This is a genomic window from Luteibacter aegosomatis (assembly GCF_023078455.1).
Classification (GTDB): Bacteria; Pseudomonadota; Gammaproteobacteria; order Xanthomonadales; family Rhodanobacteraceae; genus Luteibacter; species Luteibacter aegosomatis.
The window spans coordinates 3,315,904-3,332,502 of the sequence record NZ_CP095740.1 but is presented as its reverse complement, the minus strand read 5'-3'; the positions used below and the strand labels follow the sequence as shown (position 1 = coordinate 3,332,502).

At 64.4% G+C, this 16,599-nt stretch carries 18 protein-coding genes and 3 tRNA genes; 13 read left to right on the top strand and 8 right to left on the bottom strand.

The genetic code is table 11. From position 1 onward, the window contains the following. Nucleotides 1-168 precede the first annotated feature (168 nt). The 7 genes from kdsB (at nt 169) to L2Y94_RS14970 (ending at nt 4,838) form a co-directional block, all read left to right on the top strand. A complete protein-coding gene (kdsB, locus tag L2Y94_RS15000) occupies nt 169-945 on the top strand; it encodes a 3-deoxy-manno-octulosonate cytidylyltransferase (RefSeq protein ID WP_247368077.1) in 777 nt (258 codons plus the stop codon). Between the two features lie 208 nt (nt 946-1,153). Further along, the gene (gene uvrC / locus L2Y94_RS14995; protein WP_247368075.1) at nt 1,154-2,977 is read left to right on the top strand and encodes an excinuclease ABC subunit UvrC; all 1,824 of its coding nucleotides are present in this window, start codon (nt 1,154-1,156) and stop codon (nt 2,975-2,977) included. 50 nt (nt 2,978-3,027) lie between these two features. Further along, complete coding sequence (gene pgsA / locus L2Y94_RS14990; protein ID WP_247368057.1) at nt 3,028-3,642, top strand: CDP-diacylglycerol--glycerol-3-phosphate 3-phosphatidyltransferase; 615 nt, start codon at nt 3,028-3,030, stop codon at nt 3,640-3,642. A gap of 38 nt (nt 3,643-3,680) precedes the next feature. After that, a tRNA-Gly gene (locus tag L2Y94_RS14985) sits at nt 3,681-3,756 on the top strand. A gap of 76 nt (nt 3,757-3,832) precedes the next feature. After that, nucleotides 3,833-3,906 (top strand) — tRNA-Cys (locus tag L2Y94_RS14980). Between the two features lie 46 nt (nt 3,907-3,952). Next, nucleotides 3,953-4,039: transfer RNA gene (locus tag L2Y94_RS14975), tRNA-Leu, on the top strand. A gap of 88 nt (nt 4,040-4,127) precedes the next feature. Continuing rightward, complete coding sequence (locus L2Y94_RS14970; RefSeq protein ID WP_247368054.1) at nt 4,128-4,838, top strand: hypothetical protein; 711 nt, start codon at nt 4,128-4,130, stop codon at nt 4,836-4,838. A gap of 10 nt (nt 4,839-4,848) precedes the next feature. On the opposite strand, the gene L2Y94_RS14965 is transcribed toward L2Y94_RS14970, so the two are convergent. Continuing rightward, the gene (locus tag L2Y94_RS14965) at nt 4,849-5,115 is read right to left on the bottom strand and encodes a hypothetical protein (RefSeq protein WP_247368052.1); all 267 of its coding nucleotides are present in this window, start codon (nt 5,113-5,115) and stop codon (nt 4,849-4,851) included. 259 nt (nt 5,116-5,374) lie between these two features. On the opposite strand from L2Y94_RS14965, the gene L2Y94_RS14960 reads away from it, so the two are divergent. Together L2Y94_RS14960 and L2Y94_RS14955 are read left to right on the top strand one after the other, a co-directional pair. Continuing rightward, complete coding sequence (locus tag L2Y94_RS14960) at nt 5,375-5,860, top strand: cupin domain-containing protein (protein WP_247368036.1); 486 nt, start codon at nt 5,375-5,377, stop codon at nt 5,858-5,860. 299 nt (nt 5,861-6,159) lie between these two features. Beyond that, complete coding sequence (locus L2Y94_RS14955; protein WP_247368032.1) at nt 6,160-6,480, top strand: hypothetical protein; 321 nt, start codon at nt 6,160-6,162, stop codon at nt 6,478-6,480. 11 nt (nt 6,481-6,491) lie between these two features. Here the strand turns inward: L2Y94_RS14955 and L2Y94_RS14950 are convergent, their stop codons facing one another. Continuing rightward, on the bottom strand, nt 6,492-7,376 hold the full coding sequence (locus tag L2Y94_RS14950) for a hypothetical protein (protein ID WP_247368029.1): 885 nt from the start codon (nt 7,374-7,376) through the stop codon (nt 6,492-6,494). Between the two features lie 498 nt (nt 7,377-7,874). On the opposite strand from L2Y94_RS14950, the gene L2Y94_RS14945 reads away from it, so the two are divergent. Continuing rightward, nucleotides 7,875-8,339 (top strand): Hsp20 family protein, encoded by a 465-nt coding sequence (locus L2Y94_RS14945; protein ID WP_247368026.1) that lies wholly within the window; start codon nt 7,875-7,877, stop codon nt 8,337-8,339. A 51-nt stretch (nt 8,340-8,390) separates the two neighbouring features. On the opposite strand, the gene L2Y94_RS14940 is transcribed toward L2Y94_RS14945, so the two are convergent. Together L2Y94_RS14940 and L2Y94_RS14935 are read right to left on the bottom strand one after the other, a co-directional pair. After that, nucleotides 8,391-8,660 carry a hypothetical protein gene (locus L2Y94_RS14940; RefSeq protein WP_247368023.1) on the bottom strand — a complete coding sequence of 90 codons (270 nt, stop codon included), beginning with the start codon at nt 8,658-8,660 and terminating at the stop codon, nt 8,391-8,393. 72 nt (nt 8,661-8,732) lie between these two features. Further along, the gene (locus L2Y94_RS14935; protein WP_247368021.1) at nt 8,733-9,407 is read right to left on the bottom strand and encodes a YoaK family protein; all 675 of its coding nucleotides are present in this window, start codon (nt 9,405-9,407) and stop codon (nt 8,733-8,735) included. Nucleotides 9,408-9,937: 530 nt separating this feature from the next. Between L2Y94_RS14935 and L2Y94_RS14930 the strand changes: the two genes are divergently transcribed. Further along, complete coding sequence (locus L2Y94_RS14930; RefSeq protein WP_247368018.1) at nt 9,938-10,819, top strand: alpha/beta fold hydrolase; 882 nt, start codon at nt 9,938-9,940, stop codon at nt 10,817-10,819. A 21-nt stretch (nt 10,820-10,840) separates the two neighbouring features. Here L2Y94_RS14930 and L2Y94_RS14925 read toward each other — a convergent pair whose 3' ends face one another. Beyond that, a complete protein-coding gene (locus L2Y94_RS14925) occupies nt 10,841-11,515 on the bottom strand; it encodes a CPBP family intramembrane glutamic endopeptidase (protein ID WP_247368016.1) in 675 nt (224 codons plus the stop codon). 741 nt (nt 11,516-12,256) lie between these two features. On the opposite strand from L2Y94_RS14925, the gene L2Y94_RS14920 reads away from it, so the two are divergent. Further along, on the top strand, nt 12,257-12,526 hold the full coding sequence (locus tag L2Y94_RS14920) for a hypothetical protein (RefSeq protein WP_247368013.1): 270 nt from the start codon (nt 12,257-12,259) through the stop codon (nt 12,524-12,526). Nucleotides 12,527-12,558: 32 nt separating this feature from the next. Here L2Y94_RS14920 and L2Y94_RS14915 read toward each other — a convergent pair whose 3' ends face one another. Next, entirely contained in the window at nt 12,559-13,437 is an 879-nt protein-coding gene (locus L2Y94_RS14915; protein WP_247368011.1) for an aspartyl protease family protein, read from the bottom strand. 122 nt (nt 13,438-13,559) lie between these two features. Further along, on the bottom strand, nt 13,560-13,961 hold the full coding sequence (locus L2Y94_RS14910; protein WP_247367993.1) for a hypothetical protein: 402 nt from the start codon (nt 13,959-13,961) through the stop codon (nt 13,560-13,562). Between the two features lie 477 nt (nt 13,962-14,438). Here L2Y94_RS14910 and L2Y94_RS14905 point away from each other — a divergent pair, with 477 nt between their 5' ends. Then, nucleotides 14,439-14,726: a hypothetical protein gene (locus tag L2Y94_RS14905; RefSeq protein WP_247367991.1), complete on the top strand. Its 288-nt coding sequence runs from the start codon at nt 14,439-14,441 to the stop codon at nt 14,724-14,726. 71 nt (nt 14,727-14,797) lie between these two features. Here L2Y94_RS14905 and L2Y94_RS14900 read toward each other — a convergent pair whose 3' ends face one another. After that, nucleotides 14,798-16,597, bottom strand: a complete 1,800-nt coding sequence (locus L2Y94_RS14900) for a peptide-N4-asparagine amidase (protein WP_247367988.1) — start codon at nt 16,595-16,597, stop codon at nt 14,798-14,800. Nucleotides 16,598-16,599: the final 2 nt, after the last annotated feature.

The following is a 16,599-nucleotide window of genomic DNA, read 5'->3' as shown; positions in this document are numbered from 1 at the left end:
GGCTCCCACCCTTTCGACAGGACAGTGCCATCAACTGATGGAGGCCGTGCTACCGAAGGGGTGGGAGCCGATCGCATCGGCGATGTGCGAGCGGCGGCACGGCATGGCTTGCACAGGGGCTTTTTTCGCGACACGCTTCCCGGCCTACCGCCCCTCCCGGAAGCCCCCATGGCCGCCAAGCTCCCTCCCTTCGTCGTCGTGGTGCCCGCCCGCTTCGGCTCCACGCGTCTGCCCGGCAAGCCCCTGCTGAAGATCGCCGGCGAATCGATGATCCGTCGCGTCGCGATGCGGGCGGGGCAGGCCGGCGCGGCCCAGGTGGTGATCGCCACCGACGACGAGCGGGTGAAGGGTGAAGTACGTGGCTGCGGCGACATCCTGGTCTGCATGACCCGTGAGGACCACGCCTCGGGCACCGACCGCATCGCGGAAACCGCCGCCCAGTTCGGCTGGCCCGAGGACACCATCGTGGTCAACCTCCAGGGCGACGAGCCCTTCGCGCCGGCCGCCGGCATCCGCGCCGTGGTCGCGACGCTGGCCGGGGACGAGGCGCCAATGGCGACCCTGGCGACCCCGATCACCCAGGCGCACGAGCTGTTCGATCCCAACATCGTGAAGGTGGTGCGCGCCGCCAACGGCCGGGCGCTCTATTTCACCCGTGCGCCGTCGCCCTGGGCCCGCGATGCCTTCGCGAAAGACCGCGAAACGCTTCCCCCGGCGGTGCCGTTCCTGCGGCATATCGGTATTTACGCTTACCGCGCGGGTTTCCTGCGCCGGTTGGCGGCCCTACCTCGTACGCCGCTGGAGCAGGCCGAGTCGCTCGAGCAGCTGCGCGCCCTCGAGCACGGCTACGCGATATCGGTCCGCGATACGCCCGAGCCGTTCCCGCCGGGCATCGACACCGCCGAAGACCTCGAGCGCGCCGAGCACTGGCTGGCGGGCATGTAAGGGTTCGCCCACATGCAAAACGGGCCAGGGCCGAGACCAATCTGGTGGACGGCCCGAGTGTCACGGCGAGGGCGTGCCCTTAACCTATCTCTGTCGCCAGGATGACCCCCACGGACGGCGACAACCCACGGAAGGCCCTCGCCGGCATGGCTTGCCCCATGCCGGCGTTTTTCATGTTGGGACACCCGTCGCGCGCTAAAATGGCGCGATGGAGCACACCGAGTCGCATCCGTTCGACGGCAAGGCCTTCGTTCGTCACCTCACCACCTCGCCCGGGGTCTACCGCTACTTCGACGCGGAAGACGAGCTGCTGTACGTCGGCAAGGCCGCCAACCTCAAGAAACGCGTCGGCAACTACTTCCTCAAGCCGCCGATGGATCCGCGCATCGCCTCGATGGTGTCGCAGATCGCCCGCGCCGAGGTCACGCTGACCCGCACCGCGGGCGAGGCCCTGCTGCTCGAATCCCAGCTCATCAAGTCGTTGAAGCCGCGATACAACATCGTGCTTCGCGACGACAAGAGCTACCCCTACATCTACCTCTCCGGCGGCGAGGACTACCCGCGCCTGGCCTTCCATCGCGGCGCCAAGAGCGGGCCGGGGCGTTACTTCGGCCCGTACCCCAGCACCTTCGCCGTGCGCGAGAGCCTCGGCCTGATGCAGAAGCTGTTCAAGGTGCGCCAGTGCGAGGACAGCTACTTCCGCAACCGCTCGCGCCCGTGCCTGCAACACCAGATCGGCCGTTGCAGCGCGCCCTGCGTGAAGCTGATCGAGGTGGACGACTACCGTAGCGACGTGCGCCATGCCGAGATGTTCCTCGAGGGCCGCAGCAGCGCGGTGATCGACGAGCTGGCCGGTTCGATGGAGAAGGCCAGTGCCGCGCTCAACTTCGAGCGCGCGGCGACGTTGCGCGATCAGGTGGCGGCGCTGCGCAAGCTCCAGGCCCAGCACTTCGTGCAGGGCGCCAGCGCCGACATGGACGTGATCGCCTGCTGCCTGGAGGGCGGCATGGCCTGCGTCAGCGTGTTGTTCTTCCGCAACGGCGTGAGCCTGGGCTCGCGCGACTTCTTCCCGAGCCTGCCCACGGATGCGTCGGTATCCGACGTGCTTTCGCAGTTCATCGCGCAGTACTACCTCGAGCGCCAGGTGCCGCGCGAGCTGGTGCTGAGCGATCCGGTGGAGGATGTGGACGTGCTGGCGGGCGTGCTGTCCGAGCACGCGGGCTACGCGGTGTCGATCAAGACCAGCGTGCGTGGCGAGCGTGCGCGCTTCCTCGAGATGGCCCAGCGCAACGCCAGCGCGGCGCTCACGTCGCGGCTCGCCAGCCGCCACACGCTGCTGGCGCGTTTCGACGATCTGCAGAAAGTGCTCGAACTGGACGCCACGCCACGCCGCATCGAGTGCTTCGACATCAGCCATACGCGCGGCGAGGCCACCGTGGCTTCGTGCGTGGTGTTCGGCCCGGAAGGCCCCGAGAAGTCCCATTACCGCCGTTTCAACATCAGCGGCATCACGCCGGGCGACGACTACGCTGCCATGCACCAGGCGCTCACGCGCCGGTTCAAGAAGGTGGTGGAAGGCGGGGCCAAGCCCGACATCCTGCTCATCGACGGCGGTACCGGCCAGGTGGCCCAGGCCATGGACGTGCTGCGCGAACTCGGCGTCGAAGGCGTGCGCATGGTCGGCGTGGCGAAGGGCCCCGGTCGACGGGCGGGCGAGGAAACCCTCGTGCTCGCCGAGAGTGGCCGCACGCTGCATCCCGGCACGTCGTCGCCGGCGCTCCACCTGGTGGCCGCGGTACGTGACGAAGCGCACCGTTTCGCCATCAGCGGCCACCGCAGGCGGCGCGAGGCCGCACGTGAACGCAGTACCCTCGAAGACGTGGCCGGCGTCGGCGCCCGGCGAAGAGCGGCGCTGCTCAAGGCCTTCGGTGGCCTGGCGGGGGTCGAAGCCGCGGGCGTCGAGGAATTGATGAGCGTCAAGGGTATTGATCGCGGCCTCGCCGAACGCATCTATGCCATGCTGCACCCCTGATCGAATGGAGGTGCGCGCCCACGCGGCACTTCCCGGAACCGGCTGAACCCATGCGAATCAACCTGCCCACCTGGCTCACCCTTTTCCGCGTGCTCTTGCTCCCGGTGATGGTGATCGTCTACTACCTGCCGTTCCGGGGGGCCAACCTGACCGCCGCCGTCGTCTTCGTGCTGGCCGGCGTCACCGACTGGCTCGACGGCTACCTGGCCCGGCGGCTCAACCTGACCTCGGCTTTCGGTGCCTTCCTCGACCCGGTGGCCGACAAGCTCATGGTGGCCATCACGCTGTTCCTCCTGGTGCAGTCCAACCCGGGCGGCTGGCCCGGCATCTTGCTGGCGGTGACCGCGGCGGTGATCGTGGGGCGCGAGATCAGCGTCTCGGCCCTGCGTGAGTGGATGGCCGAGATCGGCGCGCGGTCGAAGGTGAAGGTGGCCTTCCTGGGCAAGCTCAAGACGGCCATGCAGATGATCGCGCTGGTGGTGCTGCTGCTCCAGCACGACGCCGAGACCCTGCGCTTCTACCACATCGGCGAGGCCCTGCTGGTGGTGGCGGGCGTCCTGACCATCTGGTCGGGCCTGGACTACCTGCGCGCCGCGTGGCCGGCGCTGCAGGGCGGGGTGGACGAAGTGAAAAAAACGGAAAAAAACCCTGTGCAAAGTGGTTGACACATTCCGGTTCTCCCCTAGAATAGCTGGACCACGACGCGGGAATAGCTCAGTTGGTAGAGCACGACCTTGCCAAGGTCGGGGTCGCGAGTTCGAGTCTCGTTTCCCGCTCCAGGATTCTCACAAAGCCTCGGGTGACCGAGGTTTTGTTTTTTAAGCGCTATCGGATACTCTCCGCGTGCGCAGCGATGGCCGGGTGGCAGAGTGGTCATGCAGCGGACTGCAAATCCGCGTACGCCGGTTCGATTCCGACCTCGGCCTCCATCGCATTCCAAGGCGCACCGCTCACGCGATGCGCCTTTTTTCTTTAGCCCGGATGGCGAAATCGGTAGACGCAAGGGACTTAAAATCCCTCATCCGCAAGGGTATGTGGGTTCGAGTCCCACTCCGGGCACCAGGAAAATCATTCGCTTAGGTGTTGGCTTCGGCTGAAGTCCATTTGATGCCGAGCTCGTGTCCGCATAGTGTTCACACGGAGCACAACATTGAACGCTAATGTCATCGGTGGTGTAGATATTGCCCGCGAAGCCGGTGCGGCACGCGGCGCAATTGTTGCTCTCGTGCACTCGATGGCGCAGTTCGCCATGCCGGCGCCAAATGTTCGCAACGTCGCTTCAACAAAGCTCGCTCGTGCGTCGATGGATTACGGTATTGCTCTGTGCGTGCTGGGTGAGTCTGCGCCTGACGACTTGGGCGCACCGCTGATCAGCTTGCATCGCATGCAAATGGAGCATGTGATTCGTTCTGCGTTCTTTGGCGGTCCAGCGACGGAGGAGGAACTGAAGCGTTTCGTTGTCAACGACGAGATGCCAACGGTCCTAACCGCTAACGGCAGAAAGAGGCGCCTGAGCATCACAGAGCTCACGGAGCGCGTTGAGCCATTCTTTGATACGGAGGGAGACGGAAAGGTCACCCGTGTGGTGAGATCCCACTACGGCCTCATTAGCGGCGTCGTCCACGGCGGCAGGGATCTCCTTGCTCTTTACGGTGAGCCCGGCCAGCCGATTGGGTTCAGCGTAGACAAGAAATCTTTAGTTCAGATCATCGACCACGCTGTGTCGTTTGCACACTTGGCCACAATTGTGGTCGCAAAAAGCGCTGTTGACTCGCCGGAGCGATTTTCCGAACTCATGCTTCCCCATTTTCAGGCCATTAAGGCGTATGTGGCGAGGCAGCAGGCTCGCGTGTACGAATAACGACCGAAGGTTACGGTGTCATGATCTTCGCCAGGCGAATCATGGCGTCGCCGTAGCCTAGCCCCGGTTCCATGCCGGACGGGCCAAGGATCCGCTCGATATCTGCCGCGGTATCCGCGATCGTGGAACGACCGCGCTCGAGGGCCCAGTCCGCGATCATGCGCGCCCTGAACCGCGCCTCGTCGAAGGCACTGGCCAGGGCGGCATCGTTCATCACTATCGCGTCAGTGCAGAGCTGGGCGAAGCGGAGGACGGCATCTTTGTCGATGAGGGCCATGGACGGGGAATAGCTCGGTAGCGCCCATCGCTTGAGGCGCGTGGGAAGAAGCTCGCTATGAACGGCAAGCACTTGCCTGGCTCAGCGCTTCGCGGAAAGGCCGAGGCAGTGGCGCATCCTTGCGCTACCGCTTTACATCATACGAACAGTACGTACTGATACGGCGAAGAGCGCCAGTGCTGACGTCGTCGTATATCGTGGCCTCTCTCGACGGTTCATGGGCATATAGTGCGTACCCCATGCTTGCCTGGAGTCCTCCATGTCGAATCCATCTTCATCGTCCCTTCCCGTTGCGGTGCTCGCCGACGAAGCGCCACCCAGGTTGACCCCGAGCAATTACCCTGAGCCGTTCGCATCCATGATGGAAGGGCGGATCAAGCGGCCGCTGGGTGATCTTTTCGGTCTTAAGGGTTTCGGTGTGAACCACGTGACGTTACCGCCGGGTGCGATCTCCGCGTTGCATCATCGTCATTCGGTACAGGATGAGTTCGTTTTCGTGTTGACCGGTGAGCTGACGCTCGTGCACGACGCGGGGGAAACCCTGCTCCAGGCGGGATATGGCGTTGGCTTTCCGAGTGGCGGCACGGCACACCACCTGGTCAATCGGTCCGATGCCGAAGCGACCTATCTGGAAGTGGGCGATCGCAGGCCGGGCGACAGCGTGTCGTATCCAAAGGACGATCTTCAGGCCGTGCGAACGGCATCGGGGTGGCGGTTCGAGCATAAGGATGGCCGACCTTACTGAGGCGACAGATAGCTTTAGGGCTGCCCTCGGACCGGAGGATCGCTTTGCCGGTGCCAGTATGGCGTTAAGCCTATGGTTGAACCCGGGAGACTTCGACGTTCGGAGCTCCGCCTAACGACTCAGGCAACGACACGTCTCTTCCTTCGCCTCAGGATGATCAGCTTCTTTGCCAGCCGGTATGTCCAAGTTCGGATCGATGGCGGCCCGGAGATGCCTCAATCCGTAGCGCTATTTCCACCTAGTGATTTACGATTCCGTCAGAGAGGCACAATCCGGCCACAGACAACGCAGGGGCGGTTATGGGTAACGTGGTTATCGTGGCATACCGGCCGAAACCGGGGCGCGAGGATGATTTACTGGCTCTCACGCGTTCGCACGTGCCCGAGTTGCGAAGGTTAGGCCTCACAACGAAGAGGCCGTCGCTCGCGATGCGCTCGAAGGAAGGCGTCGTTATCGAGGTATTCGAATGGAAGGAAGGCGCTATCGAATCGGCTCATGCCAATCCCGCCGCACTTGCAATGTGGGAGCGCTATGCGGCTGTTTGCGATTATGTGCCTCTGCGCGATCTTCCTGAAGCCCAGGATATGTTCGCGCAGTTCGAGCCTGTCGATCTAATTTGATCGCCCTGGCTTCAGTCGGCGCGAAGACGACGCGGTAGTCCGCATTCCTTTCGAGCGGCCAAGAGAATCGGTTCCAATCGGGTAGACGTGGGATAAGCGTCTCTCCATGCCAGACCACAGCTGTCGATCAACATGAGCTCCGCAGTCCCATAGACGTAGACGAGTTCGCGTCCCTGCGAAGTCAGGTCTGGTTGCCTCAGGCGCGACAAGAGCTTCGTTTCGCCCGCAAGCGCCGCATCGCGAGCGATGTGGTCGGGATCCCGCTTGGCGATGGCGTACTCCGTCCAACGCGCGCCACCCTCCTGCCAAAGCTCGAATTCCATGTATCGCCAGTTTCGTTCGCCCGCCGAAGCGGCGAACGCGTGCCTCGCCTCCAGGTAGCCATCGAACTTGCCCAGGAAGTCGGGGCGTCCGCGCGCTGCGAGCGCATCGGCTAGGGCAAGGGATGCTTTGCGGTAAGCCTGGCCGACGACGGGATCCTGGTAGGGGAAGGCGAAGTTAAGCATCCACATGCCCGAGGTGTCGTTGCCTTTGAGGTCCAAAGCGTCGACGCGGGCGAAGTACCCTGGGCGGGAGGTCTGCCATTGGTGGAAGTGCTCGTGCAGTATCGTTCGCACCCAGGCTGTTCGGTCGAGTCCCGTCGCCTCCGGCGTGCCCATGACGATCGTCGATGGAAGGCCGAACACGGGCATGGCGGCCAGAAGTCTATCCGGCAGCGACGATCTGGCTCGCTCGTATCGCTCGCAACCGGTAGCTGGATCGGGCCCTATGAGTTTGAAGCTTTCCGGGGGATGGGGTTGACATAGCAGCGTTTCGCGGCCGTCGGCGATGAGCAGCATGCCGAAGGGGGCGGTGCCGTATCCCGGCCAGATGCGCTCGCCGGATTGGGCTGCCACGGAACGTGCATGGGCCAGGTCGGAACTTACCGATGTCCACGCCGTGGGTGGGGCAGCGGCTGCCAGGGACGTGGAACAGAGGGCTGCCAGGCACTTGCACCACGTTTTTGCCAGCACGGACGGCTCCTTGATTCGGGGTGGACGTAAGACGCTTCCCGCGATGGTCCAATGACGCCAACCCAGCCTGCAAACCGACAGCGCCTCGACTGATTCGGAAATATCACCGGGCGCCGGCGTACGGCCTCTGCCGGAAGTAACTGCCGCGCCTCGGAATCGCGGCGCGACGACGCCGTCTTGGAATGGGCGCCCGGGCGACGCAAACATTTGCCATGGGAAGCCCTCGGCCGCGGTCGATTTAGGCGGCCAAACAAAACCTGAATCGTGCCCCTTGAACTGCAACGACCAAGCCCTATCTGCCTATTCGCCGGCACCCGCCGGCCTAGCCTGGACGACAGGCGAGCACCCATTCCATGTCCTTGCACTTTCGGAGGATTTGCCATGCGTACTCTTCTCGACATTTCGCCCCTTTCCCGTGCCGGTACGGGCTTTGACCGTGTCTTCGACCTCCTGGAGGCCACCGCGCAGCGGCAGGGGGACGATTTCCCGCCCTTTGATTCGATCCGCCTTTCCGACAACCGCTTCCGCCTGTCGATCGCCGTACCCGGCTTCACCGAAGACGAGGTGGCCGTGACCGTTTACAAGGGCACGCTCATCGTGAGCGGCGAACGCAAGGATGCGTCCCAGGGCGAATACCTGCATCGCGGCATCCCCGCTCGGGTGTTCAGCCGCCGCTTCCAGCTCGCCGAGCACATGGAAGTCACCGGGGCGACGCTTGCCCACGGCCTTCTGTCCATCGAACTCGCCCGCGAGATTCCCGAGGCGGAGAAGCCGCGCACCATCCCGGTCAGCACGTCACCGGAGCGTGCCGCGCCTGTGCGCCAGATCGAGCGTGACGTAGCCTGACGGCGACTCGGCCCGCCCTTCGGGGCGGGCTTTTTTATGGCGCCGGTATCGTCAGTGGGCGGCGTTGCCCCGGTACGTGCCGCTGATGACCGATCCGGTTCGGCTGGCGTCCAGCATCGCCCTCGCGTAGGCGTCTTCGCGCGACGGGAAGAGGGCGGTCGAGCCGGATACCAGGGAAGCGCCCTGAAGCCCCGGGTCATGGCATGCGCTGTCACGATCCGCATAGACGGCCCAACGGGCCACCCAGCCGCCCCGCTGGCCGGGCGCTTCCTCGGTCTCGATGACCGCCCAGTGGACGCCGATCTCTATGGGGTCTCGCATGGCTCGTTGGTCCCGTGGGCTGAGTGCGTTGGATTGTCCGTCGGGGACGCGTGGCCCGACACAGTCGTTCGATCAATCGGCCCTTTTGGGTCCCTGTCTTGCGTGGGATAGAAAGGTACAGCCAGCGGCCGTCGTCGCCAGCAACGCACTGACGAGCAGGCCGCGAGCCTGCCATCGATCGAACAGCACGGTCCCCAGTACCGCGCCGACGATGAAGCTCGCCGTGACGATCAGGCAGATCGCGACACGCCGACGGTCGACGATCCCGCGCCTCGCTGTTTGTCCCAGGGCGATGCCCAGGTCGGTGAACATGCCCGTGAGGTGGGAGGTTCGCAGGACCGCCCCGGAGGTCACCGAGGTCGTGCCGTTCTGCACGCCCATTGCGGCGGCACACACCATGACGCCGAGCCAGGGGGTGGTATCGAGTAACGCGCTCGCGGACACCAGCAGCGCCGACACCAGGAGAAGCAGCACCGCTGCCGATACGGATGGTATCCATCGCGGTCCCCGTGCGATCCACGCGCTCACGGCGCAGCCCCCGGTGAACAGGGCGATCACGCCGACCGCATGGACGATGAGGGCGACATTGCCCGAACCGAGCCCGATGGCGCCCTCGGTGGAGATGCCCGTGAGGTGGGTGACGCCCCCATGATTCAGCGCCAGGAGGGCGGCGGCGTTGACGCTGCCGGCGACGGCGGGAAGCAGCACCGCCCAGGGCCAGATCCAGCGCGGGACGGGCGGAATCATCGTAAGCGTGAGGCGGCGGACATGCGGTAAAGCATAAGTCAATCGCGCGAACGTGGGCCACGCACCGAGCGGCGTATCAGGAGGGTGCGGTCGTGTGCCCGGCGGGTGCGGACCGATCGAGTAACTCTCCCTCCGGGCGTTGCGCGGTGCGCCCGGCCGGATCCTGATCCATCCACCGCCTCGGCAGGTTCAGGCGGTGCTCGATGGCCCTCGCCGTGTCCGTATGGATTCGCCCTCCCAGGACGATCCGCAGGAGACGTCGGGAGGTGACGATGCCTCCCAGTGCCTTGGACTGGGCATCGGGAGTCAGGTGTCCGGCCAGCTCCAACCCCGAGAGCAGCCTTGCCAGGTTCCAGTGGCGGCGGTATTGGGTGCGCATTCCCACCGTACGAAGGACGGGGAAAAACGGATGCCGGCTTCACGGATTCCTGCCGGTATTGCGTATGACTGGCGGCCTCCCTACCGAATGGCACTGTCCGGCCGAAGCCATCGCGTGAAACATCGCAAGGCCTTCCCATGGAGCTGGTGCCATGCGCCTTACCGCGATTCTCCTGGCGATCTTCACGGCCGCTGCCGACGCATCGGCAACGGATGCCGTTTCCGCGGGCCAGTGGGAGGGCGATGTCGATGTCGGCGGGCGGTCCATCCATCTGTCCTGCGAAGGCAAGGGGGATCCGGTCGCCGTGATCGATGCCGGCATGGGTACGGCGCCTGTCGAAGACCAGGGCTGGCAGCGGATCGCCCATCGGGTCGCGGCGGTCACGACGGTCTGCCTCTACGACCGCGCGGGTCAGGGAGCGAGTTCGAAGGCGCCGCCCGGGCCGCGTACCAGCATGGACTCGGCCAACGACCTCCATGCGGCGCTGGGCGCCGCCCATGTGCGCGGCCCGTACCTCCTGGTAGGACATTCCATCGGCGGCCTGCACGCGCAAGTGTTTGCGAGTCGCTATCCGAACGACACCGCGGGCTTGGTGCTGGTCTCGTCCACGCATCCCGACCAGACGCGCACCTGGCTGTCGCTGCTTCCTCCGCCGGCACGCGACGAGAACAAGTCCATCACCGAGGCGCGGGATTTCCTCACCTCGATGGCGAGCGACCCATCCAAGAATCCGGAAATGCTGGACTTCGCGGCAAGCGCCACGCAGGCGAAGGCCTTGCGTTCGCTGGGTTCCAAGCCCGTCGTGGTGGCGACGCACAGCCCGCGCTTTCGCATGGTGCCCGGCCTCCCGGAGCCCTTGGCCGTCAAGCTCGAAGACGCCACGCAGCGAATGCAGAAGCAATTCCTGTCCTTGTCGTCGGACAGTCATCAGAACATCGCCGCGACCGCGGGGCATGGGCTTCCGCACGAGGATCCTTCGTTCGTCGTCGACAACATCCTGCAGGCCGTAACGCTCGTTCGGCGCGATCACTGATCCTTCATCGGCGTCGCGGCCTCAGAGGTAGCCGAGTCGCATGAGCGTGAAGGCCGTCATGTCGGCGCATGCATGGAAGCTGATGGCGTACCAGAGGTTATCGGGCCAACGGTCACGCACCACCGCCACGAAGCACGCGAAGACGAAAGCGTTGGCGATGCCGAAGGCGCCGAGCTGCCAGTGGTAGGCGGCGAAGGCGACGGCCGTCGCCGCCACGGTGATTGGCGTGCGGGCGTGTCGCACAGGGAGATAACGCAGCAGCGCGTCGTACAGGAATCCACGAAACACTAGTTCTTCGTAAAGCCCTCCGACGATCCATGAGAGGGCGAGCGCGATCAGGTATCCGGAGACGTGGGCGCGTACGAAGTCGAAATCGGAAAAATCGGGGTACGTGCCGATGAGCCGGAACAGGAGCGGACCGATGACGATGTCGTTGGCGAGGGCATAGAACACGCCCAGGGCGCCTCCTACCAGTAGCGGGGCGGGACGGCATCCGCGCCAGCGGAAGCCCACGTCGGACCACCGTCGTCGTTGCATCGCGAGCATGGCGGTGCATAGCGCGAACCCGAACATCGGATACACCAGCGTCGGCACACCGAGATGGGGCGCGACGAGCACGCCGGTGATGCCGAGCGCGATCCACACGCCGTGGCGTCGCGTTGCGTCGTGCAGCCGTGCGTCATTCTTTCCGCTCAACCGATGCTCCTTGCATGTGTCGCCACATTGCGAAGTTCCATCCGTCATGTCCTTTGTGCGATCGAACACGACATGCATCGACATGCCCTACAGACAACACGATGTCGTTTTGATAGGGTCTCCACGTCGTCTGCGCTGCTGGTCACGTGGTGCCGCAGACGACCATCGCTCGAAGCGGTGAGCGCGGGGCAGAGGTGCTACCAACACCGGCTGCCCCGCTGACCATAATCAATAGTGAGATTGACGATGGCTAAGCCGAATACTAAGGCATCCACGCGCCCGCCGCTTCCCCGCGGCAGCACCCTCGACGGTTACCGGGCTGTCTGGCCACCTTCCAGACGCGGTTGACGAACCGCGGCGCCCGCCGTTTTCAATGCGACTTTTCTCAGCCGTACGACCCGGCGCGTCAGCGCTCGGACTGAATTCGGCTGACGCCGCACCCCACTTCCCAACCTAAACGCCCGGCGCCCGGACACGGGCAGGCCGTCGAGCCTCATCGTCTTCGAGCGATGGCTCCCTCGCGGCACGCTCGTGAAACGGCGTGCCGCACCTCGACAGCGTCCGCATAAGCCGTAAGCCATCCATTCCCTCACGTCGCCCCTGCGAAGGCAGGGGCCCAGCGTCTTCCGCCAGTCGATGTTGTGAGGCGCAAGACGCTGGATTCCTGCCTTCGCAGGAATGACGGGTAGGAGGGCGTGCGGACGACCAAGTGAGACACGCCTTTTTCTCAAGGAGTACCTAATGGACGAACGCAAACAACCTCGGACGCTCGGCAACGGAAGCTATGGCCTCGTGCCCGATGCCACCACCGACGAACTGCTCAACGACGCCACTGAGTGGCTGCAATACGCCAAGGGCCTGACCGAGCTGATGAGCGACATGATCGGTGACTCCGACATCCTCGATCGCCGTCACCTGATGCTCGCCATGGGGGCCATCGGCGTGCTGACCGACATGGGAACCCAATGTGCCATGCAGGCGCATGCTCGCATGCAATGGGACAAGGTTTAGCCATCGATCGCTTCCATGTCGGCCCAGGTCGATCACGAGGAGGACGGGCAAAGGGCGACGCGTTGTGAACGTTGATCGATGACGAGCGTCGTGTCTTTCAGGGCATGGGCACCGAGCAGGATTTCCGGGTAGCGATCGGATACCCGGGCCTCCACGTGGGAGAGCGAGAGGGAGCCGACGGTGACGGGCCCGTCGACCACGCCACGGTCCCATGCGATGGACGAATTCGAAAGCCTGGCGTGGCCGGCGGGTTCGAGCGGCGTATTCGACACCCTCGGCCACAACGTGCGGGGAACGACCATCGCGACGTTCGCACCCGTATCGAGATTCGCTTGCAGAACGTCACCGTGGACGCGAATCGGCACGCGGAACGCACGGTCGTAGTGCAAGGTATCGCGATCGGCAAGGGACACCTCGGTGCTGAAAGTCAGCCGCCGGGCCGAGTAGTCGATCGACAGCACGCCGTCGGCGAAAAAGCCCCGGGCAAGGATGCCGTCGAATGACGCGTCGTTCGCCGCGTGCCGTTTGTAATCCCGGGTGATCACGTCGATGTCCTTTTTGACGAGTCCGCCGAGACCGAGGGAGGTGAGGTGCGTGGTTTCCTCCGTGGCCGTTCGCACGCCGTCGGAATGGTCCATCGTCCCGCTCGTCTGAAGATCGAGGGTGTCGAGCAGGGATCGGTCGAGTCGGCCGATGCCGCTGGCTCCGGTATCGACCGCAAACCGGAAGGGGCCTTTCCCGTCGACCTGCGCCTGGACGTAAACGCGGCCGTCTACCAAGTCGAACGGAACGCTCATGGCGGCCGGTGGCGGATGGCGAGCGAACTCGCAGGCATCGACATGCGCCGAGGGCGCCGACGCGGCCATGTCGATCGCGACGGCGAGTGCAAGGGTGAGCGTGCTGGCTAACATCGGTTCCGTTCCTTAGCGGGTTGGCTTACTCCTTGGATACGCCGCCCCGTGGCCCGGTTGCAGATGCAAGCTTTCGTTCGTACCGGGCGAATCCCAGCTTTCCTCACGCCAACGGGCGCAGGCTACGGCCTTTGCTTGGGATGCCCGGCGTAATGGAGAGTAGGTGTGAACACGTGGCCGAACACGTTGAAAACCCACTGCTCGCAATTGGCGCAGGGGGCGGACAAGTCGCCACGCTTGGTGAAGCTGGCCTCGTAGTAGTCACGGGGCTTCTTTCCACGTGCCGTCAGCTCCAGCCAAAGGTGGGCTTCGGCGCAGACTTCGAAAGGACGGTTCGCTACCGGGGTCAAACCGTTCCAGGGAAGGAAGTCGCGGAACTCCCGCAGATACGCGCCGAAGGGACGCTCCGGGCTCGTGACCCGTTCGATGGGGCCGCTCAGGGACATGACTTTCGCGTTCATGTCACGGAGTGAAAACGCAAGGGCGGCCATGTGTCCGTCCTGGTTTTTCGCGGCGGTGCCCATGCCATATTCGTTGGCCAGCGCACGCGCATGGGCCTTTGCCTCGGCGAGGCTCGTTTGGCGTGTCATGTCGGATCTTCGATGTCGGGGACGCGCGAGTATAGATACGGCGTTTTCACCCAAAACGCGACGTATCGCACGCTTTTTTCCGACCTCGGGTCGCGGTGATAGAAATGACCATCCTGGCCGCTATGAACGATCAAGACGCTGTGATTACCCTCGAGTCCGTGTAGGTCTTCGCGGAAAATTTTGTAGGGAAAAGACTACACGACGGAAGGGAAAGCCCGTGCGACGCGGTCGCCGCCATCCACGCGTATTCCTCGGCTCGCTGCCTTCGTAGACGCGGCAGGTATGTCGCGATACGTTGAATTGCCTGCGGGTCAGGCAAAGGGGCATCCCACTGGTGCTATCGCTCGGTCACACAAGGCGACGGCACGCGCGGCAAGCCATGTCACTCCATCATTCAGAAGGATTTTGCATATGAAGTTCCTCACAGGTGCGATCGCGAGCGGTCTTTTCATGGCCGGTATCGCCGTGTCGGCGACGGCGTCGGCGGAAATGACCTGCATGACCTGCTACAACCATTACCAGACCTGCATGGCCGCCGGTGGCAGCCCGGACACATGTTGGACGTGCAACAACAACTCCTGTCCGCCGCCGGCCGTGAACGACAAGTTCGGCCAGGCCCTGGGCAATCTCTCCCCGAAGAAGTCGGACCAGATGGCTCCGGCCGACAAGAAGCCTGCCGCCGCGCTGCTGAATAGCTGATTCCCGCCACGGCGAACTCCCTTCACATGCTCGTGGGGGGAGTCGTCTCGCCATGAGCGCGCGACGACGTGCTAAGGCATCAGGGTCGATCGCCAATCCAGGCGGTTCGATCCGCCGTCACACCCGTTACCTTGCGTGACGTGGGTCATCTCCTCGCCGCGCGATTCGAGCGTCGTGGCCACGCAGCTGCCCAGCGAGTCCTTGAACGACAGGCGCTGACTCGCGTGCTGGTTACGAGAGTTGGCGATCGAGCTTCCCATGCTGTTGAAGTCGGCTTCGTCGTGGCTTTGCATGGATACATCGAGGTGGCCGTCGAAGACGCGGTCGCCCCCGCGCAGCGTCTGCTTTCGCACGCCGAGCCCCTGGGTCATGTCGATCTCGCCGTGGAAGCTTCCATCCTTCGCCACGTGTTTGGTCACGTCCAGCCGAAGAGGGTAGGACGATGTCCGGTGCCGCTCGATCGCAGCGGCGTTGCCGACGCGCGTCGTGGCCGTCTCGTCGGTATCCGATGTCTGATCGATCACCTGGTGCCAGGTAGGCGCATCGGGGCGGACGAACGTCTGGCGATTCGCGAACGACGATACCTGGGCCACTTCCGTGCGGACCGTGCCGCGCGAGGTTTCCAGTTGCCCGACGATCCGGTAGCTATCCTTGCGCGTGGTGTTTACCGTGCCTTCGATGCGGCCGTCGCTCGCGGCATGCAGGGTGCTCTCGACGTGGGGCGTGCCCAGGCCGGAGCGGGCCGCGAGGTCGTTGGATATCAGTTTTCCGGTCAACGTTTCTCGCTTCGCGTCCTGGTGGATCAGCAGGCTGGCGGCCAGGTTGAAGAACCGGTTCGCGCCCAGCACCCGCACCGACACGTCGTGCGGACGGCCGTCGTCCAATAGCGCCGCGAACGGGGTCAGGTCGACGCGATAGGGCGCGAAGTTCAACGTCTGGATGTCCGGAATGGGTCGCCATAGATGCGGGTCCACGCCGCCGGTGTAGGTCCATGGATAGACCGGCGCAAGGCCCGCGGGTTGGTGGTCGATGCTGATCAGCACCTGCCGCAGGTTGCCGCCACCGCACTCCTGCAAGGGGGCTCCCTCGTAGGGCGATTCGAGCGCGAAGGTTTGCGTTTGGGCGACATGGGCGTCGTCGATACAGGTGTACCAGGGTTCGTCGTTGCCCTGGCTCTGGGCGATGACGTCCAGGTACGCCTGCGTGACGTTACGCGGCAGCGTGAGCGTGCGGGTCAGCGTCTCCCTGCCGTCCTGGACGATGGTCGCGTTGCCGCGAGGGTCGGCGCCGAGGGGATAGACGGCATCCGCGGCATCGCCCTGCGGCGCGCCCGCACCGACGGGATAGAACACGAGGCGGGCGCTGCCGGTGATCGCGCTGGTGTAGCGCTCGCTCAGCCAATTGTTGACGATGGCCTGCCCTGGCCGGGCGGAGCGGAAGAGGGCGGCATAGTCGGTGAGGTCGCGCTCGACGTGCCAACGTGCTCCGTTCTTCGCATCCGGTTCCTGGGTGGTGCCGAAATAAAGGTTCGCGCCGCCGAGCCAGATCGATGCGGTGCGATCGTATTGCTTGCCGGCAGGAACGGAGAAATCGGCTTCCAGCACCACCTTCGCCCAAGGGCCGGCGCAGCCCTCGGGTGGCCGATAGTCGAACGCGAGCGGCGTGGCCGTCATGGCCTTGGGATCGCCCGTCTGGCCGAATGCGTGATCCTTGAAGAGCGGAACCTCGCACGCCGTGCCCGGTGGACGGGCGAGGCGCGGCTCCGTCGATGCCGCCTCGCGCAGGGAAGGCGCCGTGTCGGCGAGGGAGGCCATGCTGGCGAGAACGAGGCTCGCCAGCATGCAGAACGAAAGTGTTGCCTTGGCTGACATCG

Coding starts and splice junctions, on each gene's coding strand:
- L2Y94_RS14910 (WP_247367993.1), bottom strand. CDS start 13,961: ATGGGCACCGCCGCGAAAAACCAGGACGGACACATGGCCGCCCTTGCG.
- uvrC (WP_247368075.1), top strand. CDS start 1,154: ATGGAGCACACCGAGTCGCATCCGTTCGACGGCAAGGCCTTCGTTCGT.
- kdsB (WP_247368077.1), top strand. CDS start 169: ATGGCCGCCAAGCTCCCTCCCTTCGTCGTCGTGGTGCCCGCCCGCTTC.
- L2Y94_RS14900 (WP_247367988.1), bottom strand. CDS start 16,597: ATGTCAGCCAAGGCAACACTTTCGTTCTGCATGCTGGCGAGCCTCGTT.
- L2Y94_RS14955 (WP_247368032.1), top strand. CDS start 6,160: ATGGGTAACGTGGTTATCGTGGCATACCGGCCGAAACCGGGGCGCGAG.
- L2Y94_RS14960 (WP_247368036.1), top strand. CDS start 5,375: ATGTCGAATCCATCTTCATCGTCCCTTCCCGTTGCGGTGCTCGCCGAC.
- L2Y94_RS14905 (WP_247367991.1), top strand. CDS start 14,439: ATGAAGTTCCTCACAGGTGCGATCGCGAGCGGTCTTTTCATGGCCGGT.
- L2Y94_RS14945 (WP_247368026.1), top strand. CDS start 7,875: ATGCGTACTCTTCTCGACATTTCGCCCCTTTCCCGTGCCGGTACGGGC.
- L2Y94_RS14930 (WP_247368018.1), top strand. CDS start 9,938: ATGCGCCTTACCGCGATTCTCCTGGCGATCTTCACGGCCGCTGCCGAC.
- L2Y94_RS14935 (WP_247368021.1), bottom strand. CDS start 9,407: ATGATTCCGCCCGTCCCGCGCTGGATCTGGCCCTGGGCGGTGCTGCTT.
- L2Y94_RS14920 (WP_247368013.1), top strand. CDS start 12,257: ATGGACGAACGCAAACAACCTCGGACGCTCGGCAACGGAAGCTATGGC.
- L2Y94_RS14965 (WP_247368052.1), bottom strand. CDS start 5,115: ATGGCCCTCATCGACAAAGATGCCGTCCTCCGCTTCGCCCAGCTCTGC.
- L2Y94_RS14940 (WP_247368023.1), bottom strand. CDS start 8,660: ATGCGAGACCCCATAGAGATCGGCGTCCACTGGGCGGTCATCGAGACC.
- pgsA (WP_247368057.1), top strand. CDS start 3,028: ATGCGAATCAACCTGCCCACCTGGCTCACCCTTTTCCGCGTGCTCTTG.
- L2Y94_RS14915 (WP_247368011.1), bottom strand. CDS start 13,437: ATGTTAGCCAGCACGCTCACCCTTGCACTCGCCGTCGCGATCGACATG.